Here is a 19,631-nt window from a genome sequence, read left to right on the forward strand (position 1 = left end):
GTGTAAAATATAAAGCCATTCGGACAGTTACAAAAATGTAACTGTGTCACGCCTAAAACCTCACGAGGAACTCAACGTGCAGAACAACGTACAAGACTATGTGCTTTGGTATGATCAGCTAGGAATGAATGATGTCGGCCGTGTTGGCGGTAAAAACGCTTCTTTAGGTGAAATGATTAGTCACCTAGCCGGAGCCGGGGTCGATGTGCCAAACGGATTTGCAACCACAGCAGAAGCTTTTAACGAGTTTCTCGAGCAAAGTGGGGTAAACGAACGTATTCACGCTATTTTAGATACGCTCGATACCGATGATGTTAAAGCCTTAGCTGAGGCGGGCAAGCAAATTCGCCAATGGGTGATTGAAACGCCATTCCAGCCTGAGTTAGACCAAGCGATTCGAGCTGCCTATCAGGATCTGAGTGGTGGCAACGCTGAAGTTAGCTTTGCGGTGCGCAGCTCAGCTACGGCTGAAGATATGCCGGATGCCTCATTTGCCGGCCAGCAAGAAACCTTTCTAAACGTACGTGGTATTGATGCCATCATGGAAGCCATCAAACACGTGTTTGCATCGTTATTCAATGACCGCGCTATTTCTTATCGCGTACACCAAGGCTATGACCACCGCGGCGTTGCTCTGTCAGCCGGGATTCAACGTATGGTGCGTAGTGATATCGCTGCCTCTGGGGTAATGTTCTCGATTGATACTGAATCAGGTTTTGATCAAGTGGTCTTTATTACCTCTTCTTATGGTTTGGGCGAAATGGTTGTGCAAGGCGCAGTCAATCCAGATGAGTTTTATGTGCATAAGCCTACCCTGAAAGCGGGTCGCAAAGCAGTGCTGCGCCGTAACCTTGGCAGCAAAAAAGTGCAGATGATTTACTCAGATGCCACCGCTCACGGTAAACAAGTGAGTATCGTTGACGTAGCACCTCAGCAGGCTCAACAATTTTCGATTAGCGATGCCGAAGTTGAAGCCCTTGCAAGACAAGCCGTTATCATTGAGCAGCATTACGGCCGTCCAATGGATATCGAATGGGCCAAAGATGGTATTGATGGCAAACTCTATATCGTTCAAGCACGCCCAGAAACGGTGCAGTCGAATAAAACCGGTCAAGCACTAGAGCGCTATGCGCTGAATACTAAGAGTAGCGTTGTGGCCGAAGGTCGCGCCATTGGTCAAAAAATTGGCGCTGGTGTAGCCCGCGTACTCACCGATATTTCCGAAATGGATAAAGTGCAACCTGGTGATGTTTTAGTAACCGACATGACTGACCCAGATTGGGAACCTATTATGAAGCGGGCAGCGGCGATTGTAACCAATCGTGGTGGCCGTACCTGTCACGCAGCTATTATTGCGCGCGAGTTAGGTATTCCGGCAGTGGTGGGTTGTGGTGATGCCACCGATCGCATTGCCGCTGGTAGCGAAATCACTGTGTCCTGTGCCGAAGGTGATACCGGTTACATTTATTCAGGTGCGTTAGATTTTGCCGTAACTACATCTGATGTAGGTGATATGCCAGCGTTGCCATTAAAAATCATGATGAACGTGGGTAACCCGGACCGCGCCTTTGATTTTGCTAGCTTGCCGCATGCGGGCGTTGGCTTGGCACGGTTAGAATTCATCATCAATCGAATGATTGGTGTGCATCCTAAAGCCTTGCTGAATTTTGATCAGCAAACGCCTGAATTACAAGAGCAAATTCGCGGCTATATGGCTGGTTACGAGAGCCCTCGTGAGTACTACGTGGGTAAGCTTACTGAAGGTATTGCGACCTTGGCGGCGGCATTCTCACCTGAGCGGGTGATTGTTCGTATGTCTGATTTTAAATCTAACGAATACGCTAATCTCGTTGGCGGCCGCCAGTATGAGCCGCACGAAGAAAACCCCATGCTTGGTTTCCGCGGAGCATCACGTTATATCTCAACGGAATTCCGTGAATGCTTTGCGATGGAGTGTGAAGCGATCAAACGAGTGCGCGATGAAATGGGCCTTACTAACGTTGAGGTGATGATCCCGTTTGTGCGTACCTTAGAGGAAGGCCGTAAAGTCATTGAACTCTTAGCCGAGCAAGGACTGGTGCAAGGTGAGCGTGGCTTACGAGTGATCATGATGTGTGAATTACCATCAAATGCCTTACTAGCGGATCAGTTCTTGGATATTTTTGATGGTTTCTCTATCGGTTCTAATGATTTAACTCAGTTAACTTTGGGCTTAGACCGAGATTCTGGCGTGATTGCTCATCTTTTTGATGAGCGCGATGAAGCGGTAAAAGCCATGCTAGCCATGGCTATTCAAGCGGCTAAGCGCAAAGGCAAATACGTGGGTATCTGTGGCCAAGGCCCTTCGGATCATGCGGATTTTGCTGCTTGGTTGGTTGAGCAGGGGATAGATTCAGTGTCATTGAATCCTGATACTGTGGTTGAAACTTGGTTGTATCTAGCGGAACACCACGGTTAAGCAGGCTTCAATAGCCTCAATAAAGGAACAGTGCGCGTTATGGTTCAAGTAGTTAACGAGTTACCTAGTTATGCAGCCTATGAACGGCGTCAACAACGCATGCAAAGTGTTTATCAGGCCTACTTATTAGAACTAGAACGCGCTCAGTTTGACGGCGATATAGATGGTTCCTACAGTGGCCGCTTGATTGCGGCTACTGATAACAGCGTCTATCAACAATTGCCGCAAGCGGTGCTGTATCCTCGGACGCAAGCAGCACTGCAACAAGCCTTTCAACTGGCGCAGCAAGATGCGTTCAGAAGTATTCAATTTGCGCCTCGAGGCGGCGGTACTGGTACCAACGGGCAGTCGTTAACGGCTGGCATTGTTATCGATTTAAGCCGCTACTTTAATCAGGTGTTAGAGATTGACCCAGAACGGGCTTGGGTACGCTGTCAAAGCGGTGTGGTTAAAGATGCGTTAAACGACGCAGTGAGGCCGCACGGCTATTTTTTTAGTCCTGATTTATCCACCAGTAATCGCGCCACGATTGGCGGCATGATCAATACCGATGCCTCCGGACAAGGCTCATTAGTGTATGGTAAAACCAGTGATCACATCTTAGAATTGCGTGCAGTTTTACTTAATGGCGAGGTGCTACACACAGCGCCAATAAGCCTGCAACAAGCGCAAGAAAAAGCTCGTGGAGAGACCTTAGAAGCTGCCATTTATCGACAAGTTCTAGCGACTTGCGTTGATAAACGAGCTGCTATATGTGCAAAATTCCCGCCTTTAAATCGATTTTTAACCGGCTACGATCTCAAGCATTGCTATGATGAAGACCGACAACTCATTGACCTTTCAAGGCTCTTAGCCGGCTCTGAAGGAACGCTTGCGATCATCGTTGAGGCTAAACTGAACTTAACCTTGATTCCGCAGCACAAGGTGTTGGTTAATGTTAAGTATGATGATTTTCAATCGGCTCTGCGGCATGCCCCAGCCTTAGTGCAGGCACGTGCTACTTCAGTGGAAACCATTGATAGCAACGTTTTAGATTTAGCCCGCAATGATATTATTTGGCATCAAGTTGCTAGCCAATTAGAAGATGTTGCCGATATGCCGATGCGCGGCATTAATATGGTTGAATTCACTGCGGTTGCGAAAGCGGATATCGATGACAAAGTAGCGTCTCTTTGCCAGCAGCTTGAGCACTTGATCGCTAACCAACCAGAGCGGGGCATTATTGGTTATCAGGTTTGTGCCGATGGCAAGAGTATTCAAAATATTTATGCCATGCGCAAGAAAGCAGTCGGTTTGTTAGGGGCTACCAAAGGTCGTCGTAAACCCGTTGCTTTCGCGGAAGATACGGCAGTCCCACCCGAGCATTTGGCTGACTTTATTTTAGAATTTCGTGCCATTCTCGATCGCGAGAAACTGCATTATGGCATGTTTGGCCACGTAGATGCGGGGGTGTTGCATGTGCGTCCAGCGCTCGACATGACCAATCCTGATGACGAGCAGCTACTAAGAAAAATCAGTGATCAAGTAGCCGCACTAACTGCCAAGTACGGTGGCTTGATGTGGGGCGAACACGGTAAAGGCTACCGCTCTGAGTATGCGCCAAAGTTCTTTGGGGATGAACTCTATCAAGAACTACAGAAGCTCAAAGCTGTATTCGACCCTGATAATCGTCTTAATCCAGGCAAAATTTGTACCCCTTGGGGCAGCTCAGCGAGCTTAGTGTCCGTGGATGCGACGAAACGTGGTTTTTATGATCGGCAAATTCCCATTCATGTGCAGGAGAGTTATCAGCCGGCGCTGAACTGCAATGGTAACGGCTTATGTTTTAACTACGATGCCGATTCAGCCATGTGTCCGTCATTTAAAGCAACCGGCGATAGACGTTTTTCACCTAAGGGACGTGCCACGTTAATTCGTGAATGGCTGCGACTTAATGCCGAACACGGGTTTGATGCAAGCCAACCACCAGCCGCCAAATGGCATCCCATGAAAGCTGTTACAGGGGCCTTTGCGGACGATTTTAATCACGAAGTAAAAGCTGCGATGGATAGCTGTCTAGCCTGTAAGGCTTGTGCTAGTCAGTGTCCGGTAAAAGTTGATGTGCCAGCGTTTCGGGCGCGGTTTCTAGAGTGGTATCATCATAAGTATCGGCGTCCAGCTAAAGACTTCTTAGTGAAACAAGTCGAGACGTTGGCCAGTGGCTTAGCGCGAGCGCCGCGGTTAGCCAATTGGCTGACTCACAATGGTTTCAGCAGATGGGTAACTAAGCGTTGGTTTGGCTATGTGGACGCACCTAAATTGTCGGTACCTACGCTCCATAAGCGTTGGCAACAACGCCAATGGTTGAGCATGGATGAGCAGCAACTGACCGCGCATGTGACTACCTTGACCAGCGCACAGCGCGACAACATTGTGGTTGTGGTGCAAGACCCTTTTACTAGTTTTTATGAAGCAGAACTGGTGGAGGCATTTGGTACGTTAGCCAGCCATCTTGGGTTTCAGCCGATCTTGTTGCGCTTTGCCGGTAACGGTAAGGCCCAGCATGTAAAAGGCTATTTAAAAGATTTTGCTAAAACTGCAAACCGTGTAGCAAAACAGCTTAATCACGTTAGTCAACTGCAGTTACCCATGGTAGGTTTAGATGCATCTACCGTACTTTGTTTACACGACGAATACCGTAGCGTGCTCACTGAGCCGCTAAACTATCAGGTGCAATTGAGTCAAACTTGGTTGCTTGATGTGCTGCCCAGTAGGGTGGAGCGGGTAGCAGTGGCTACGCCTAACTTAGATTTGCAATTGCTCACCCATTGTACCGAGCAAACCGCCATGCCTAAGGCTGCTAGTGAATGGCAACAAATTTTTGCGCTATGGCAGATACCTTTAGCGATGGCTAACACGGGGTGTTGTGGTATGGCCGGAACCTTTGGCCATGAAAGCAATAATCAAGCTATTAGTACCAAGCTGTACGATTTGAGTTGGCGTAACAAGGTTGAGCGAGAGGTGGTAACTTTGGCGACGGGGTTTTCTTGTCGTAGTCAAGTAGAACGCCACAGCCCCAGCAAGCGGGCATTACACCCGCTGCAGTGGCTAGCAGCAAACTGCAGGTAATTAACCTGCAGTTTTAGCGGCTTTCGCGTTAGCGATAATTTCTTGTGCCATTTGATCTGCGATTTGTCCAGTTGGACGCTTCTCAGCTGCTGAACGGGCAAAGATCTTATCTAGCGTATCGTAGATGTCACGCACACGCTGGTCGGTTTCAGCGCGGCTCATGTTAGCAGCTTCGCTACAAACGTGAATCACACCACCGGCGTTAATAACGTAATCTGGTGCATACAGAATGCCCATATCCATCACCACCTGGTCGTGGGCTGGCGTTGCTAACTGGTTGTTGGCGCTGCCAGCAATAACCTTGGCTTTGATTTGTTTCAGAGTATCGTCATTTACGGTGGCACCTAGGGCACAAGGTGAATAGACATCAACATCTAATCCATAAATTTCGTCTAAACCAACAACAGTGGCATTCAGCTCTTGCGCTGCACGGGCACATGCTTCTTCATTAATATCGGTAACGAACAGCTGTGCGCCTTCTTTATGGCAATATTCAGCGAAATCGTAGCCTACCGCGCCCAAGCCTTGCACAGCAATTTTTAAGCCTTGTAGATTATCACTACCGAATTTATGTTTAGCTGCCGCTTTAAGGCCTAAATAGGTACCTAGTGCAGTGTGAGGTGATGGATCACCGGCTTTCTCTGCGGTTCCTGCGACAAAGTTAGTTTCTTCAGCAACGTAGGCAATATCGCTGGTACGGATATTAACATCCTCAGCAGTGATATAGCGGCCACTTAAAGAATTAACGAAACGACCATAGGCACGCATTAACTCAGGCGTTTTAATGGTTTTAGCATCACCAATAATAACTGCTTTACCGCCGCCTAATGGCAACCCGGCCATCGCACTTTTATAAGTCATACCGCGCGATAAGCGCAGCACGTCGGTTAAGGCTTCAGCTGACGAGGCGTAGTTCCACAAACGGGTACCGCCCAAGCTTGGGCCTAAGGTGGTGTCGTGGATAGCAATAATCGCTTTTAAGCCGGTTTCTTTATCATGACAAAACACGACTTGTTCGTGTTGGTCGAACTCTTTGTGTTCGAATAGAGACATTCTAGGTAATCCTCGTTCATCCCAAAAATTGCGCGAACAATATCACTTTGCTAGGTATTTCACCAGTGAATTGCGGAAATAAAACGTTAACGTAAACGTAAACTTTTGCAACCAAATATTACCCAGTTGAAATGATTGCGTTTGTAACAAATCTGCGTAGTATTGTTAGGGTAGGTAGCCAGCACAACTCCGATCAGTGATAATCTGAGTTGCTAGTTCACCTAGTGAACGTCTAACAACAAATTGATAAAAACAGACAAAAGGACCAAGCAGTATGGCCGAACCATCAACCCCACAATCTCCGGACCAGTTAACCGACGAGCAACGTACCACTTGGGTACGTGAACACTTTCAAGCGGCCAATAAATTTCTTGCGGAACAAGGCATCATTACTGAGCGCGTGCTAACCAAAGAAAGTCGTTACATTGCCCCTATTGTGGCCGTGTGGAAATTCCAAACCCAAGACAAAAAAGAAGTTTGGGTGATTAATGGTGACGTACCCACGGATTTAGCCGCTGGCAAAAATGCCAAAGACGCGCGCGATGCAACGCGTCATTTTTCGTTACAATGGCAAGTAAAAGCGGAAGTCGTAGCTCATCAAGCGCAAGGCGACCGGCAACAGCTTAACTATGCTAACTACTTAGTGAACCGCGCTGAGCAGTTGTATGATGTGTTTGAAGACGAAAAATTATGGCAACAGCACGCTTAAGCGTGCTGTTCGTCGGTATCTTCGTCGCTCGCATCAACTAAGTAAAATACGCCCATCTGTACAAGCTCACTCAGTAGCTGTAAGGCTGCTGGGTGTTGCCAATCCAAGTCACTGGTTGTTGTTAACTCAGTTAATTCTAAATCTTGCCACTGTCCCGCTAAATATTCAGCAAAAGGCCGGTTGGCATCGGTTAAGGCAAGTTGCTCGCCGTTGCTGTAACAATGCCCATCGGGACCCAACAGAATACGAGCACCTGGCGTGCGACACAGCAGCAGGGGTTCTTGGTTAGCCAAGCAAAACTGTAATTCATCTTCGCTCGGGGCAGCTTCTGGTTGAGGTAACGGACGCTTGCTGGTGGATAATACCGCCATCAATGCGCTATCCCAATCCAACTGGGTGAGTTGGCTGAGGGCAAATTCACGTAAATGGTCTAAGCGACTTTGGCTCACTTGATAGGAAGCTCCGTAATCATCGCTGTGGGGATCACGGTAACGAGCTAATTTGGCTGAACTATTTAAGAGATGATCACAGACTGCCGTGGTTAATTCAGCGCTATTTTGTGCCCGAAATCCAACCGAGTAATTTAGACTAGGTTCTAGAGCAATGCCTTCATGCGGGCAACCCGCAGGGATATAAAGCATATCACCCGGCTCTAATACAGCATCAATGACTGCTGTAAAAGGCTGTGCGAGCTGTTTTAAATCTGGATGAGGGCAATGTTCTGTGGCGCCAACAACGCGCTCGCCAACACGCCAATGGCGACGACCTTGCCCTTGAATGATGAAAACATCGTACTGGTCTAGATGCGGACCAACACCGCCACCTTCGGTAGCGAAACTAATCATCACATCATCAATACGCCAATCCGGTAAAAACCGAAACGGAGCTATCAGCTGTTGCACTTCAGGAATCCATTCATTAACGGATTGCACCAGTAAGGTCCAACCGGATTCACCAAACGCATCATAAGCCTCGAAAGGACCATGAACCACATTCCAGTTACCTTGGTGATTCTCAATGATGCGCGAGTCAACGGCCTCTTCGCAGGCTAAACCGGCTAGAATTTCTGCTTCCACCAAATCTTCAAAGTCAGCAAAAGCCGCGCGAAATAAACGCGGCCGTTGTTGCCAATCTTGCTGTAAGAATTCAGTTTTATTCAGATTTAACGTGAGTGCAGCGACATCACTCATGCGTCTAACTCGTCAACGAAAGCAATCGCACGACCAATGTAATTGGCAGGGCTGAGAAGCTTAAGGTCTGCTTTGACTTGCTCAGGCAAGGCTAAAGAGTCGATAAATGCGGCCATAGCAACTTGATCCACACGCTTACCGCGAGTGAGTTCTTTGAGTTTTTCGTACGGTTTTTCAATACCATAACGTCGCATCACGGTTTGAATAGGCTCGGCTAAGAGCTCCCAGTTTTGATCTAATTCAGCCGCTAGTTGCGCCGTATTAACTTCTAATTTGCTGATGCCTTTCAAACTCGCTTGATAAGCGATAAGCGCGTAGGCAAAGCCAACTCCAAGGTTACGTAACACGGTAGAGTCGGTAAGATCACGTTGCCAACGGCTGATTGGAAGTTTAGCAGCCAAGTGTTGGAACACGGCATTAGCTAAGCCCAAGTTACCCTCGGAGTTTTCAAAATCAATGGGATTCACTTTGTGCGGCATGGTTGATGAACCCACTTCGCCAGCAATAGTGCGCTGTTTAAAGTGGTTAAGAGCAATGTAACCCCAAACATCACGATCAAAATCAATCACAATGGTATTGAAGCGCGCTACGCAATCAAACAATTCAGCAATGTAATCGTGCGGTTCAATTTGGGTGGTATAAGCGTTAAAGGTTAAGCCAAGTGAGGTCACAAACTGTGCTGCAACTTGATGCCAATCAACATCCGGATAGGCCGCCAAATGAGCATTGTAATTACCTACCGCACCATTGATTTTGCCGAGTAATGGCACTTGTTGAAGCTGTACCAGCTGACGTTGTAAGCGCACATACACATTGGCCATTTCTTTACCCAAGGTGGTTGGGGTGGCTGGTTGACCGTGGGTACGCGCCATCATGGGAACACTTTTATGCTGCTGTGCTAACCCTTTAATGGCCTGAGTTAGTTCAGTCATAGCCGGCACCATCACGGTCGTTAGCGCTTCTTTAAGCATTAACGCGTGAGATAAGTTATTGATGTCCTCAGAGGTGCAGGCAAAGTGAATAAATTCACTGACCGCTGCTAGTTCAGCGTGGTCCGCCACTTGCTCTTTAAGGAAGTACTCGACCGCTTTTACATCATGATTGGTGGTACGTTCGATTTCTTTGACACGTTCGGCATGCTGTTCGTTGAAGTTTGCTAACAACTGTTCTAGGAATTCGTTGGCACTAGCAGATAGCGCAGGGACTTCGGCAATGGCTGGGATAGCGGCTAACTGCTGCAACCAACGAACTTCTACAATCACACGTTGGCGAATTAAACCGTATTCACTAAAGATGGGACGTAACGCAGCGGCTTTGCTGCCATAGCGACCATCTACGGGTGATAGGGCAGTTAATGCAGTTAAATTCATCATGCTTGGGGCTCCGAATGCTCACGAATATCGCGAAGTAATTGTTGGGCAACGCGAACCATACGCTGCCGCGAGAAAATAAATTGTCGACGTTTACCACCGTATTGACGCCATAGTACTGTATTGCGAATAGCAGCTAACAGTAGGGCTCGGATCATGTGTTGGGCGCTAGGTTGTTGCAGTACATCCTGCTTACCACTGATTTTTAATGGCGGCCCAAGAGGCGAGATAACATCGCTGTAAGTACCAGCCATACTGGTAATCACCGTATCGTCAGAGAACTGGAACTGATGCCGTTGGCGACCAATATGGGCTAAGCGCTCGCCTAAGGTCTTCAATGCTGCTGGATTTTTGTTGAGCTTGCGCTCAAGCGCCAACACTCCGACCATGTAGCGGGTAAGTTCTACATCTTTATTGCGACTAGGCCCAATTTGCAGCAGCAGATACTCAAGTCCCAACTGCAAATCAGCCGGTTGCGGATACAAGTCAGTGAAGTCGGTAGGGTTTTGATTGAGTACGCTATCTAGCACGGTTTTGGCGAAATGGGGCTGGCGAAAACTACCAAACCGTGCCATCTGTTTCACTAACGCAATCGCTTGCGCAATGGCTGCAAGTGCAAGTACTCGGTGTTGCCATGCATTCACAGCAACACCTCGTGGTCAGCTAAACGAGCTTCAATAATGCCACCACCTAAACAAACCTCATCAGCATAAAATACGGCTGATTGGCCAGGGGTAACCGCTGCTACCGGTTGGTCAAATACCACTTGCATCCGGCCATCAGGAAGAGGCGTTACAGTACAAGGAATATCTTGCTGGCGATAACGGGTCTTCACCACACAGGTGAACGGCTGTTGCCGCTGCTCGCGGTCAACCCAATGCAGTTGCCCGGCAACTAAGCCTGTTGAATACAAGCGCGGATGATGTTTACCTTGGGCTACGACCAAGATGTTACGCTGCACATCTTTATCAACCACGTACCAAGGCTCGTCGCCAGCATCTGCTAACCCACCTATGTGTAAGCCTTTACGCTGCCCTAAGGTGTGATACATCAAGCCTTCGTGCTGCCCTAAATGGTGCCCATCAACAGATTCAATGGGGCCGGGTTGAGCCGGTAAATACTGCTGCAAAAAATCTTTGAATTTGCGCTCGCCAATAAAACAAATTCCGGTAGAGTCTTTTTTGTCTGCGGTTACTAAGCCTTGTTGTTCCGCAATTTTGCGTACTTCCGGCTTTTCTAGTTCCCCCACCGGAAACAGCGTTTGTGCAACATGGCTGTGGGCAAGAGTGTACAAAAAGTAACTTTGGTCTTTGTTGCTATCGAGCCCGCGTAACAGCTGAAATTTACCTTCATGTTCCCGGCGCCGCACATAGTGCCCAGTAGCAATGTAATCAGCACCCAACGCAACCGCAGCAAATTCTAAAAAGGCTTTGAATTTGATTTCTTTGTTGCACATGATGTCCGGGTTAGGGGTGCGGCCGGCACGATATTCCGCCAAAAAATACTCAAACACATTATCCCAGTATTCAGCGGCAAAATTAACGGTATGTAACGGTATGCCTAAGGTTGCACATACAGCTTCAGCATCGGCAAGATCACTGGCGGCGGCACAATACTCGTCGGTATCGTCTTCTTCCCAGTTTTTCATAAACAAGCCTTCTACCTGATAGCCTTGCTGCATTAGCAAGTAGGCAGAAACAGACGAATCCACACCGCCGGACATTCCGACGATAACTTTGTTACCGGCTGCAGGGTTTGCAGGGCTGGTAGGGGCATGCAGGCTAGCTGACATCGTGGTGTTAGATCCTAACGTTATACAAGAAAATTAATGGTGCTATTTTACCACACCGGAGGCTCTTCACGCCACTCACCTGGCTGCATTTGACGGAGCAAGAAGGGGCCAATACCGGCGCGAATAAGACGTAAGGTTGGCAAGCCCACGGCTGCAGTCATGCGGCGTACTTGGCGGTTGCGGCCTTCGGTGATTTTTAGGCACAACCAACTATCAGGTACACTCAGGCGTTCGCGCACAGGTGGGTTGCGCGGCCATAGGTTTTGCGGCTCTGGCATGACCATGACTTCTGCCGGCAAGGTTATCCCATCATTTAATTCTACGCCTTGGCGCAGTTGTTGTAACGCTTCAGCCGTTGGTTCGCCTTCTACCTGTACCCAATAGGTTTTCTGGAGTTTCTGGCTAGGGTGGCTTATCTTATGCTGTAACACGCCGTCATTAGTTAGTAACAATAGGCCTTCACTATCCTTGTCTAAGCGTCCAGCCGGATAGACATCGTTATGGGGGATTAAGCCCTTTAAGGTTTGTTCATCGGCGCTACCGGAAAATTGGGAAAGCACCCCGAAAGGCTTATTTAAAAGCACTAGTTTCGGGTTGGCGGTGCGCGGTCGAGCCGCAGCGCCTGAGTTGGGAGTGCGCTTGCGTGAACGCCGACGAAAGGTTGCCGAAGCGGATTTTGCGGTTGCCATAGGAATATCCATTACAGTACTTAAGGCTGATTATCGATATGGATTATCGCACATTTGCTAACAATTAGGCAGGTGGTTCGGCTATGGTATGGTGAGTTCTATTCACCTATAATGCATGCTTGATTCGAACAACAGGATCATTTCAGCACTTACAAGGAGAAAAATAACGTGGCTGATTACCCCAAAAATCCAAATTATGATGTTCCCCCTGGTGATTTTGCTGCGGCGCTACGCGGTGAAAAAAGCTTTGCGATAGGTCAATTATTGCAACGTGCGTGGGATATCACTTTACGCTCATTACCGATGTTATTGATAGCAGGGGTGGTGGTTATTTTAATTAGTATGGTTGTTGGTAGCTTGGTGGAAGCACTGTTACCTACTAGCGATGTTGTGGTTGACGATTCTGGCGAAGTGAATTGGGCCAGTATTAGCTGGACCAACATCGTACTTTCAAACTTGATCAACCAAGCCATTCTAGCTCCTTTTGTTGCTATGCTAGTGCTTATTGGCTTACGTAACGGTGCTGATTTAAAAACGAACTTTGGCCAACTGAAGCAAGTTTTCGCGTCTACTCCACAATTGGTTTTGATTGTTATAGTGACCACTGCGATCATGGTAGTAGCGGCTGCTACTTTGGTCTTTTTAGGTTCATTCGTGAGTATGGTGCTAGGCTTTACGCTGATGGCATTAGTTTTGATCTATTTTCAAATCGCCTTTACCTTGGCCGTACCTTTGGTATTAGACCGCGGATTAAGCGCATGGCGAGCCATCATTGCATCGCTACTGGTGATCAATAAGCAAATGTGGCGCGTATTAGGTTTATATTTGGTGATGTGGATTATTATGTTTATCTCTGCGTTACCGTTGGGCCTAGGCTTATTATTTACTATTCCTATGTTGTACAACCTAAATGGCGTGTTGTATCACACCCTGATTGGTTGTGCGGCAGCAGAAGGACAAGCTGAAGTGGTAGTGAATGACCATCAATAATGCTTGATCAACCACTTATGTTGGTTTTACGACAGCCCCATCTGCAGCGCCGGTGGGGCTTTTGTTTAACAGACTGATAAACCTAAACATGGAGTTTTCATGCGCAAGTTATTTTGGATCTTAGTTGCAGTTGTGATAGCTGTCGCAGTGTGGTTGCCAACACAATTACATCAAGTTACATCAAGCGAACAACTAAGCAAGACAACAGCAGGGCAGGCGCTGTTAAATGTGCCTGTAGTCACCCAAGTACCAGATTTTAGTGGGTACGCAGATGTACGCGACAAGAAAAAAGCTTTTTTTGCCTTTTTAGCACCTTTGGTACAGGCAGAAAATGCCCAAATAGAACTCGACCGCGAGCGTATCTTGGCTTTGCAACAAAAATCCCAATGGAGCGCAAAAGAACAAGCTTGGTTGTTAAAAATAGCTGATGACTATGGTATTGATGGCGATATTGAACAGGCCAACGAATTATTTGAGCTGTTATTGCGCCGTGTCGATTTGGTACCTGAAACACTGGTGTTAGTTCAAGCTGCAAATGAATCCGGTTGGGGAGCTTCTCGATTTGCGCAGGATGCTTTGAATTTATTCGGTCAATGGTGTTTTACCAAGGGCTGTGGCTTGGTGCCCGATGCCCGTGCCGATGAAGCCCGGCATGAAGTTCGCAAGTTTGCTTCAGTGAATGCCTCGGTGCGCAGTTATTTGCGTAATATCAACACTCATCCAGCGTACTTTGATTTACGCTCACTACGCGCTGAGCGACGTGCGCAAGGCCGCGATGTACGAGCTTTAGATTTAACGCCAGGGTTACTGAGCTATTCAGAACGCGGGGAAGAGTATATCGCTGAGTTGAACGCCATGATTCGGGTTAATCGGCCAATCATTATGGATGTGTTAGCTAGTGGCAACGCCGCCGTAAACGACGACATTGCCCCTCAGAATACGGATACTGTTAGTTCACCATCCGCACCTGAATAACACCAAGGCTACTGGCCGCATTGTTAGCATCGCTAGTGCGGTCGGTGGTTTCGCCATCATCGCCATCGCCACGGTAATTTAGAAAGGCTGTTGGAGTACTATGATCAAAGGCGGTATCACCATCTTGATTAGCTTCGCCGGTGGCAACAATATTTTTAAAGTCATGCAGCTTAGCATCGGCTAAATGAGATGGCACCACGTTCTGTAGCGCACTGAACATACTTTCAATTCGGCCTGGGTACTGTTTATCCCAGCTCTTAAGTAATTCTTTAATGACTTTACGCTGCAGGTTTTCTTGGCTGCCACACAAATTGCACGGAATAATCGGAAAGGCCATCTGCTCAGCATATTTGCTGATATCTTTTTCGCTGGCATAAGCTAATGGACGAATCACCACGTGCTGACCATTGTCGCTGACTAACTTAGGTGGCATTGATTTCATGGTGCCGCCATAAAACATATTCAGCATCATGGTTTCTAGCATATCATCACGGTGATGCCCCAATGCAATCTTGGTAGCACCCAACTCTGAGGCTACCCGATACAAAATACCACGACGTAGACGCGAACAGAGCGAACAGGTGGTTTTGCCGGCCGGGATTTTTTCTTTTACGATACTGTAGGTATCTTCTTCAATAATGCGAAAATCCACGCCTTCGTTAGCTAAATACTCGGGTAAAATATGCTCCGGGAACCCCGGTTGCTTTTGGTCTAAATTCACCGCAATGATGTCAAACTTGATAGGAGCAATACGCTGCAAAAAGCGCAAAATATCGAGCAAGGTGTAGCTATCTTTACCACCCGATAAGCACACCATAACGCGATCGCCATCTTCGATCATATTAAAGTCGCTAATAGCTTCGCCCACTTTGCGACGTAAACGTTTTTGCAATTTGTTGAAGTTATACTGCTGCTTTTTCTCTTTGGCAGTATTGCTTGCTGCGCTCATAAGTACCCTGTGTTGCATTGGCCTAACAAAAATTGGCGGCGATTATACCTCAACTGGCGACACAAATCCTTCCGGTTTTACTGCCAACAAATCACAATTAATGGTCTGGATGACATGTTCTGCAGTGTTACCAAGTAGAGCGGCACTAAAACCGGTACGGCCAATGGTTCCAAGTACCACCAGTTCGGCATCTAGCTGCTCTGCAAGTTCTGGAATAACCTGTTCGGGCAAGCCCTCTAAGACATGTTGCGCGCTTTCAGGAATACCATAAGCACGAGCGTGCTCAGCTAATGCGAGACGGTGATTATCTTCAATAGCTTGCCGGTAGTTGGTGGTGTCAAATTCGGGAATTTCTGCGGCAATAGTGATGGGCGCGCCTGGGTAAGCATTGACCAAGTGAACTTCACTAGATAAACAGCCGGCAAACTTTTGTGCTGCTTCAGTTACCCGTTGATTCAGCGACTGATGATGTTGATGTTCACCGGTGGTGTGGATAGCGGCCAGTACTTTGCCTTGCTCTGGCCAGTCATGTTCTTTTACCAGCAGCACGTGGCAAGGTGCTTTACGTAACAAATGCCAATCCGTAGGGGTAAAAAATAAGGTAGCGAAGCCGTCCCGCACATGGGTTGCTTTTACAATCACATCATGTTGCCCCTGGATGGCGGTTTCGATAATGGCTTCAAAGGGACGGTTATGCCAGACTACTTTGATTTCGATCGCGATATCGCGAGTATTATAGTCTTCGAGCAAATCAGCTATCCAAGCTTTACGATCCGCAATCAAACTATCTCGCATCACATTGCGTTCATCAGCTGCAAGCATCGTGGTCATTTCATAGGAGAAATCATAAATGGATAGCATGATAGTCATGCGGGCACCACTTATTCGAGCAAGCTGTAGGGCTCGATTGAGGGCCTTTTGTTGTTGATGTTCAGGATCTAACACCACCAGAATATTAGCAACGCAACTCATAGCACTATCTCCACGCTGTCATGGCGAGTTGGAACTCGGTATTTTTAACCTGCTTTGAGTTTAGCTAACAATAACTTAAACATCCATATCATAACGCATGCTAATGCAATATTCCCAGTTGCCGTAGCGCAATGATGGCAGTCCAAGCTGCGTATAGGATCATAATGATCCCCATCAGTTGTTTGAAACCTTGTGATTTAAGAAACGCCTGCACCGCTTGACTGAACCAACCAAACGCAACCATCGCAGGCAAGGTGCCTAGGCCAAATAGCGCCATATAGAGTGCACCTTGGCTGGCGGATCCGCTTAAGGCTGCCCAACTAAGGGCGCTGTAAACTAACCCACAAGGTAACCAGCCCCAAAGCATGCCGGCCAAATAGAGTGCAGGCATGGATTGAGCTTGGCGAAATTTAACGGCAACCGGTTGTAACGCACGCCACAAGGGTACTCCTAGCTTTTCTAGGCGTTGCAAGCCAAGCCACCATCCGCCTAAATAAAGGCCCAAAACCAATAAAAAGAAGGCAGCAAGCAAGCGTAAGTAGACCAGTCCGTCGGGCATATTTTGCATGATTTGGCTGGCAGCCGCACCGATGATAGCTCCAGCGATAGTGTAGGAGCTAATACGCCCAGCATTGTAGGCTAACAGTCTAGGTAGGGAGGCGTTGCCACTGAGCGCTCCGGCAAGCCCGCCACACATCATTAAACAATGCCCGGCACCAGCTAAGCCCATCAGCAATGCTGCAACAGCATCAATCTGCATCTGGCTTATCCGATGGCTGTTGAGGCTTGGCAGCAGACGCAGCTTTGGGGCCGTCATCATCAAGCAAAACATTCATGCCTTGGCGCTCGAGATCTTCGAATTGGTCACTGCGCACAGCCCATAAGAAGATCCCGACGGCAATGATGACAAATAAAATCGCGATGGGAATAAGTACGTATAAACTATCCATAATTATCGATACAGCCTTAATGAATTAAGCAACACAATAAGCGAGCTAACCGACATACCAATGGCGGCGATGTAGGGGGTTACCAGACCAAACATAGCAACTGGCAATATACCGACATTATAAACCAACGCCCAGATGATATTTTGTCGCAGGATGGTCCGGCTCTTGGCCGCTATGTCAACAAAGCTTAACACCGCACTAAATTGATTACGCATCAGTACCACATCAGCTGCCGTTCGCGCTAAATCAGCGGCATGGCCAAAGGTGACTGAAATATCAGCTTGGGCTAAAACTGGCCCATCATTGATGCCATCACCAATCATCATGACCGGATGCTGCTGTTGCGCCTCACTCACATAGGCGAGTTTATCTGCTGGTAGACAGTTAGCTTGTACTTCTGTGATTCCTAATTGTTGTGCTATGGGTTGTGCCAGCTCTAATCGATCACCGGTTAACATCACTACCTTGAAGCCGGCTTGTTGCAGACGGGCAACACCTATTTGTGCATCGCTGCGAAGCTGATCGCCAACCTGATACTCGGCCCACACCCCAGCCACACTGGCTAAGAACACCTGCGCCTGAGGTAAATGAGGCTGATACTCGGGGTGCCACTGCTGAATAAAAGCTAAGCTGCCCAAACGTACCGATTGGTTCTGCCAAATACCTTGCAAGCCAGCACCAGTGATGGTTTCTACTTGGCTAACTTGGCATTTCGTAGTGGTTAACTGGCGTAACGGTTGTGCTAAAGGATGTTCACTGTAGTGCTCTAACGCCTGGGTTATGGCATGCAGCTGATCACTCGCATAGGGGCTACAAGGAGCAACATAGCTCTGTTGTAGTTTAAACTCACCGCTAGTTAAGGTGCCGGTTTTATCAACAAACACAGTTTTGACTTGCTGCAGTACTTGCAATACATCGGCGTTGCGTAACAGCACGCCGGATTTATTTAATTTATGAATGGCTCCAGTTACAGCGGTTGGTGCGGCCAAGGCTAGGGCGCAAGGGCAGGTGGCAACTAACACCGCTAGGGTTACCCAAAAGGCTTCAGCCGGATCAATCCAGGTCCATATAAGAAACGTAAGTGCCGCCATAATAAGTACCTGTACGACAAACTGATTGGCCAGGCGTTCAGCTACTTGGGCTAGTTTAGGTTTGCGTGACAGCGCTAAATCTTGTAGGGCGATAATACTAGCCAACACGGTATCTTGTTGGATCGCAGTTACTTGTAATCTAGCCGTCTGCTGCTGGTTGATGCTGCCAGCCAGCATGGTCTCACCCCTGTGCTTTTGTACCGGTCGACTTTCGCCCGTAAGCACACTTTCGTTCACTAATGCGGTGCCGTCCAACAGGGTACCATCAGCCGGTAGTGTATGGCCCGAGAGTACGCGAATCACATCACCCGGGTGTAACTGACTGACTGGAACGGTCTCAATCTCACCATCAGCGCCTTCACGGTCCGCCACTGCTGGCAGTAATTTAATTAAATTGGCAGCAGCGCTGAGCGCTTTTTGTTTGGCTAATAATTCTAAATAGCGTCCAACCAATAAGAAGAAGGTGAACATGGCTACGGATTCAAAATACACCTCACCTTGATGAGTGATGGTGGCATAAGCACTGGCCCCATAAGCACCAAGCAGAGCAATACTAACGGGAACGTCCATATTGGGCCGCTGGGCTTGAATACTGCGCAGCGCGCTTAAATAGAAAGGTTGGGCGCTGTAGAGCAATACAGGCGTGGCGAATAACAAACTAATCCACCACATAAATTGCTTCAAGTTTTCGTCAAATTCCGACAGCACCCCGAAATACAAGGCAACTGCTATCATCATCACTTGCATGGTGGCTAAACCAGCCACTCCAAGCCGATTAATAAAATAGCGGCGTTTACGTTTGAAATCTTGCTCTTGGGTGGCGGATTGAAAGGGTAGAGCGCGGTACCCTAATTGCGCAATTGCTTGTAGCAAGGTACTTAATTTAACCTGTGCTGGCACCCAAGTAATATGCACACGTTCAGTGGTTGCGTTCACTTGTGCTTGCACAACGCCGGCGATTCGAGCTAAGTGCTGTTCAATAAGCCAAGCACAAGCCGAGCAGGTCATACCTTCTACAGACAGTGTCATGCTGCGCGATTGATCGTCATGAGTGCGAGTAAATTGTTGTTGTAATTGCTCGTCATCATAAGCGCTAAGTTGCTGCAGTTCTTCTGGCACCAATGGAATAGCGAGGGGATTACTGGTATCACGATATTGATAAAAGTGCAGTAGGTTTTGCTGCGCAATGGTCTCTGCGACCGCCTGACAGCCATAACAACATACGGGACGTTGTTGATCAGCGATAACCACTTGATAGCCACCATCATCAGGAAGTGGCTGCAAGCAGTGAAAACAAAGCCCCGGAGGGGCTTCGGGAAGCACTTTGCTCATGCG

General features: G+C 47.9%; 16 protein-coding genes. 5 read left to right on the top strand and 11 right to left on the bottom strand.

What is annotated here, in order from left to right; all coding sequences use genetic code 11:
* Nucleotides 1-76: 76 nt before the first annotated feature.
* Together ppsA and ydiJ are read left to right on the top strand one after the other, a co-directional pair.
* A complete protein-coding gene (gene ppsA / locus NOG12_RS02140; RefSeq protein ID WP_313932288.1) occupies nt 77-2,458 on the top strand; it encodes a phosphoenolpyruvate synthase in 2,382 nt (793 codons plus the stop codon).
* A gap of 39 nt (nt 2,459-2,497) precedes the next feature.
* Nucleotides 2,498-5,566, top strand: coding sequence for a D-2-hydroxyglutarate dehydrogenase YdiJ (gene ydiJ / locus NOG12_RS02145; protein ID WP_313932289.1), 3,069 nt, complete (start codon nt 2,498-2,500; stop codon nt 5,564-5,566).
* On the opposite strand, the gene NOG12_RS02150 is transcribed toward ydiJ, so the two are convergent.
* Nucleotides 5,567-6,619, bottom strand: coding sequence for a Glu/Leu/Phe/Val dehydrogenase dimerization domain-containing protein (locus tag NOG12_RS02150; protein ID WP_110075118.1), 1,053 nt, complete (start codon nt 6,617-6,619; stop codon nt 5,567-5,569).
* A 274-nt stretch (nt 6,620-6,893) separates the two neighbouring features.
* On the opposite strand from NOG12_RS02150, the gene NOG12_RS02155 reads away from it, so the two are divergent.
* Complete coding sequence (locus NOG12_RS02155) at nt 6,894-7,328, top strand: DUF4826 family protein (RefSeq protein ID WP_110075117.1); 435 nt, start codon at nt 6,894-6,896, stop codon at nt 7,326-7,328.
* On the opposite strand, the gene NOG12_RS02160 is transcribed toward NOG12_RS02155, so the two are convergent.
* Genes NOG12_RS02160 through NOG12_RS02180 form a run of 5 tightly spaced genes read right to left on the bottom strand, consistent with a single transcriptional unit; the run spans nt 7,325 to nt 12,369 of the window.
* Entirely contained in the window at nt 7,325-8,518 is a 1,194-nt protein-coding gene (locus tag NOG12_RS02160; RefSeq protein WP_313932290.1) for a cupin domain-containing protein, read from the bottom strand. The two genes, NOG12_RS02155 and NOG12_RS02160, sit on opposite strands and share 4 nt — an antisense overlap.
* Nucleotides 8,515-9,888, bottom strand: a complete 1,374-nt coding sequence (gene purB, locus NOG12_RS02165) for an adenylosuccinate lyase (RefSeq protein ID WP_110075204.1) — start codon at nt 9,886-9,888, stop codon at nt 8,515-8,517. The genes NOG12_RS02160 and purB overlap by 4 nt, the downstream gene beginning before the upstream one ends.
* The gene (hflD, locus tag NOG12_RS02170) at nt 9,888-10,532 is read right to left on the bottom strand and encodes a high frequency lysogenization protein HflD (protein ID WP_153825657.1); all 645 of its coding nucleotides are present in this window, start codon (nt 10,530-10,532) and stop codon (nt 9,888-9,890) included. The genes purB and hflD overlap by 1 nt, the downstream gene beginning before the upstream one ends.
* Complete coding sequence (gene mnmA / locus NOG12_RS02175) at nt 10,529-11,680, bottom strand: tRNA 2-thiouridine(34) synthase MnmA (protein WP_313932291.1); 1,152 nt, start codon at nt 11,678-11,680, stop codon at nt 10,529-10,531. Before mnmA ends, hflD begins: the two co-directional genes overlap by 4 nt.
* 47 nt (nt 11,681-11,727) lie before the next feature.
* Complete coding sequence (locus tag NOG12_RS02180; RefSeq protein WP_313932292.1) at nt 11,728-12,369, bottom strand: pseudouridine synthase; 642 nt, start codon at nt 12,367-12,369, stop codon at nt 11,728-11,730.
* A gap of 168 nt (nt 12,370-12,537) precedes the next feature.
* On the opposite strand from NOG12_RS02180, the gene NOG12_RS02185 reads away from it, so the two are divergent.
* Nucleotides 12,538-13,359 (top strand): DUF2189 domain-containing protein, encoded by an 822-nt coding sequence (locus NOG12_RS02185; RefSeq protein ID WP_110075113.1) that lies wholly within the window; start codon nt 12,538-12,540, stop codon nt 13,357-13,359.
* Nucleotides 13,360-13,458: 99 nt separating this feature from the next.
* Entirely contained in the window at nt 13,459-14,334 is an 876-nt protein-coding gene (locus NOG12_RS02190) for a glucosaminidase domain-containing protein (RefSeq protein WP_313932293.1), read from the top strand.
* Here NOG12_RS02190 and ttcA read toward each other — a convergent pair.
* From ttcA to NOG12_RS02215, 5 genes are all read right to left on the bottom strand, one after another.
* Nucleotides 14,309-15,283 carry a tRNA 2-thiocytidine(32) synthetase TtcA gene (ttcA, locus tag NOG12_RS02195; protein ID WP_418055292.1) on the bottom strand — a complete coding sequence of 325 codons (975 nt, stop codon included), beginning with the start codon at nt 15,281-15,283 and terminating at the stop codon, nt 14,309-14,311. The two genes, NOG12_RS02190 and ttcA, sit on opposite strands and share 26 nt — an antisense overlap.
* Nucleotides 15,284-15,325: 42 nt before the next feature.
* Nucleotides 15,326-16,255, bottom strand: coding sequence for a universal stress protein UspE (gene uspE, locus NOG12_RS02200; RefSeq protein ID WP_110075110.1), 930 nt, complete (start codon nt 16,253-16,255; stop codon nt 15,326-15,328).
* A gap of 100 nt (nt 16,256-16,355) precedes the next feature.
* On the bottom strand, nt 16,356-17,015 hold the full coding sequence (locus NOG12_RS02205; RefSeq protein ID WP_313932294.1) for a sulfite exporter TauE/SafE family protein: 660 nt from the start codon (nt 17,013-17,015) through the stop codon (nt 16,356-16,358).
* Complete coding sequence (ccoS, locus tag NOG12_RS02210) at nt 17,005-17,205, bottom strand: cbb3-type cytochrome oxidase assembly protein CcoS (protein WP_110075109.1); 201 nt, start codon at nt 17,203-17,205, stop codon at nt 17,005-17,007. Before ccoS ends, NOG12_RS02205 begins: the two co-directional genes overlap by 11 nt.
* A 2-nt stretch (nt 17,206-17,207) precedes the next feature.
* Nucleotides 17,208-19,628: a heavy metal translocating P-type ATPase gene (locus NOG12_RS02215; protein WP_153825653.1), complete on the bottom strand. Its 2,421-nt coding sequence runs from the start codon at nt 19,626-19,628 to the stop codon at nt 17,208-17,210.
* Nucleotides 19,629-19,631: the final 3 nt, after the last annotated feature.

It is taken from the genome of Pseudidiomarina fusca, assembly GCF_032227045.1.
Taxonomy (GTDB): Bacteria; Pseudomonadota; Gammaproteobacteria; order Enterobacterales; family Alteromonadaceae; genus Pseudidiomarina; species Pseudidiomarina fusca.

Bases quoted from the DNA above. Each gene is read 5' to 3' on its own strand.
- NOG12_RS02160 (WP_313932290.1), bottom strand. From the start codon at position 8,518: ATGAGTGATGTCGCTGCACTCACGTTAAATCTGAATAAAACTGAATTC.
- ccoS (WP_110075109.1), bottom strand. From the start codon at position 17,205: ATGGATAGTTTATACGTACTTATTCCCATCGCGATTTTATTTGTCATC.
- purB (WP_110075204.1), bottom strand. From the start codon at position 9,888: ATGAATTTAACTGCATTAACTGCCCTATCACCCGTAGATGGTCGCTAT.
- NOG12_RS02180 (WP_313932292.1), bottom strand. From the start codon at position 12,369: ATGGCAACCGCAAAATCCGCTTCGGCAACCTTTCGTCGGCGTTCACGC.
- ydiJ (WP_313932289.1), top strand. From the start codon at position 2,498: ATGGTTCAAGTAGTTAACGAGTTACCTAGTTATGCAGCCTATGAACGG.
- NOG12_RS02155 (WP_110075117.1), top strand. From the start codon at position 6,894: ATGGCCGAACCATCAACCCCACAATCTCCGGACCAGTTAACCGACGAG.
- ttcA (WP_418055292.1), bottom strand. From the start codon at position 15,283: ATGAGCGCAGCAAGCAATACTGCCAAAGAGAAAAAGCAGCAGTATAAC.
- NOG12_RS02190 (WP_313932293.1), top strand. From the start codon at position 13,459: ATGCGCAAGTTATTTTGGATCTTAGTTGCAGTTGTGATAGCTGTCGCA.
- NOG12_RS02150 (WP_110075118.1), bottom strand. From the start codon at position 6,619: ATGTCTCTATTCGAACACAAAGAGTTCGACCAACACGAACAAGTCGTG.
- mnmA (WP_313932291.1), bottom strand. From the start codon at position 11,680: ATGTCAGCTAGCCTGCATGCCCCTACCAGCCCTGCAAACCCTGCAGCC.
- uspE (WP_110075110.1), bottom strand. From the start codon at position 16,255: ATGAGTTGCGTTGCTAATATTCTGGTGGTGTTAGATCCTGAACATCAA.
- NOG12_RS02205 (WP_313932294.1), bottom strand. From the start codon at position 17,015: ATGCAGATTGATGCTGTTGCAGCATTGCTGATGGGCTTAGCTGGTGCC.
- NOG12_RS02215 (WP_153825653.1), bottom strand. From the start codon at position 19,628: ATGAGCAAAGTGCTTCCCGAAGCCCCTCCGGGGCTTTGTTTTCACTGC.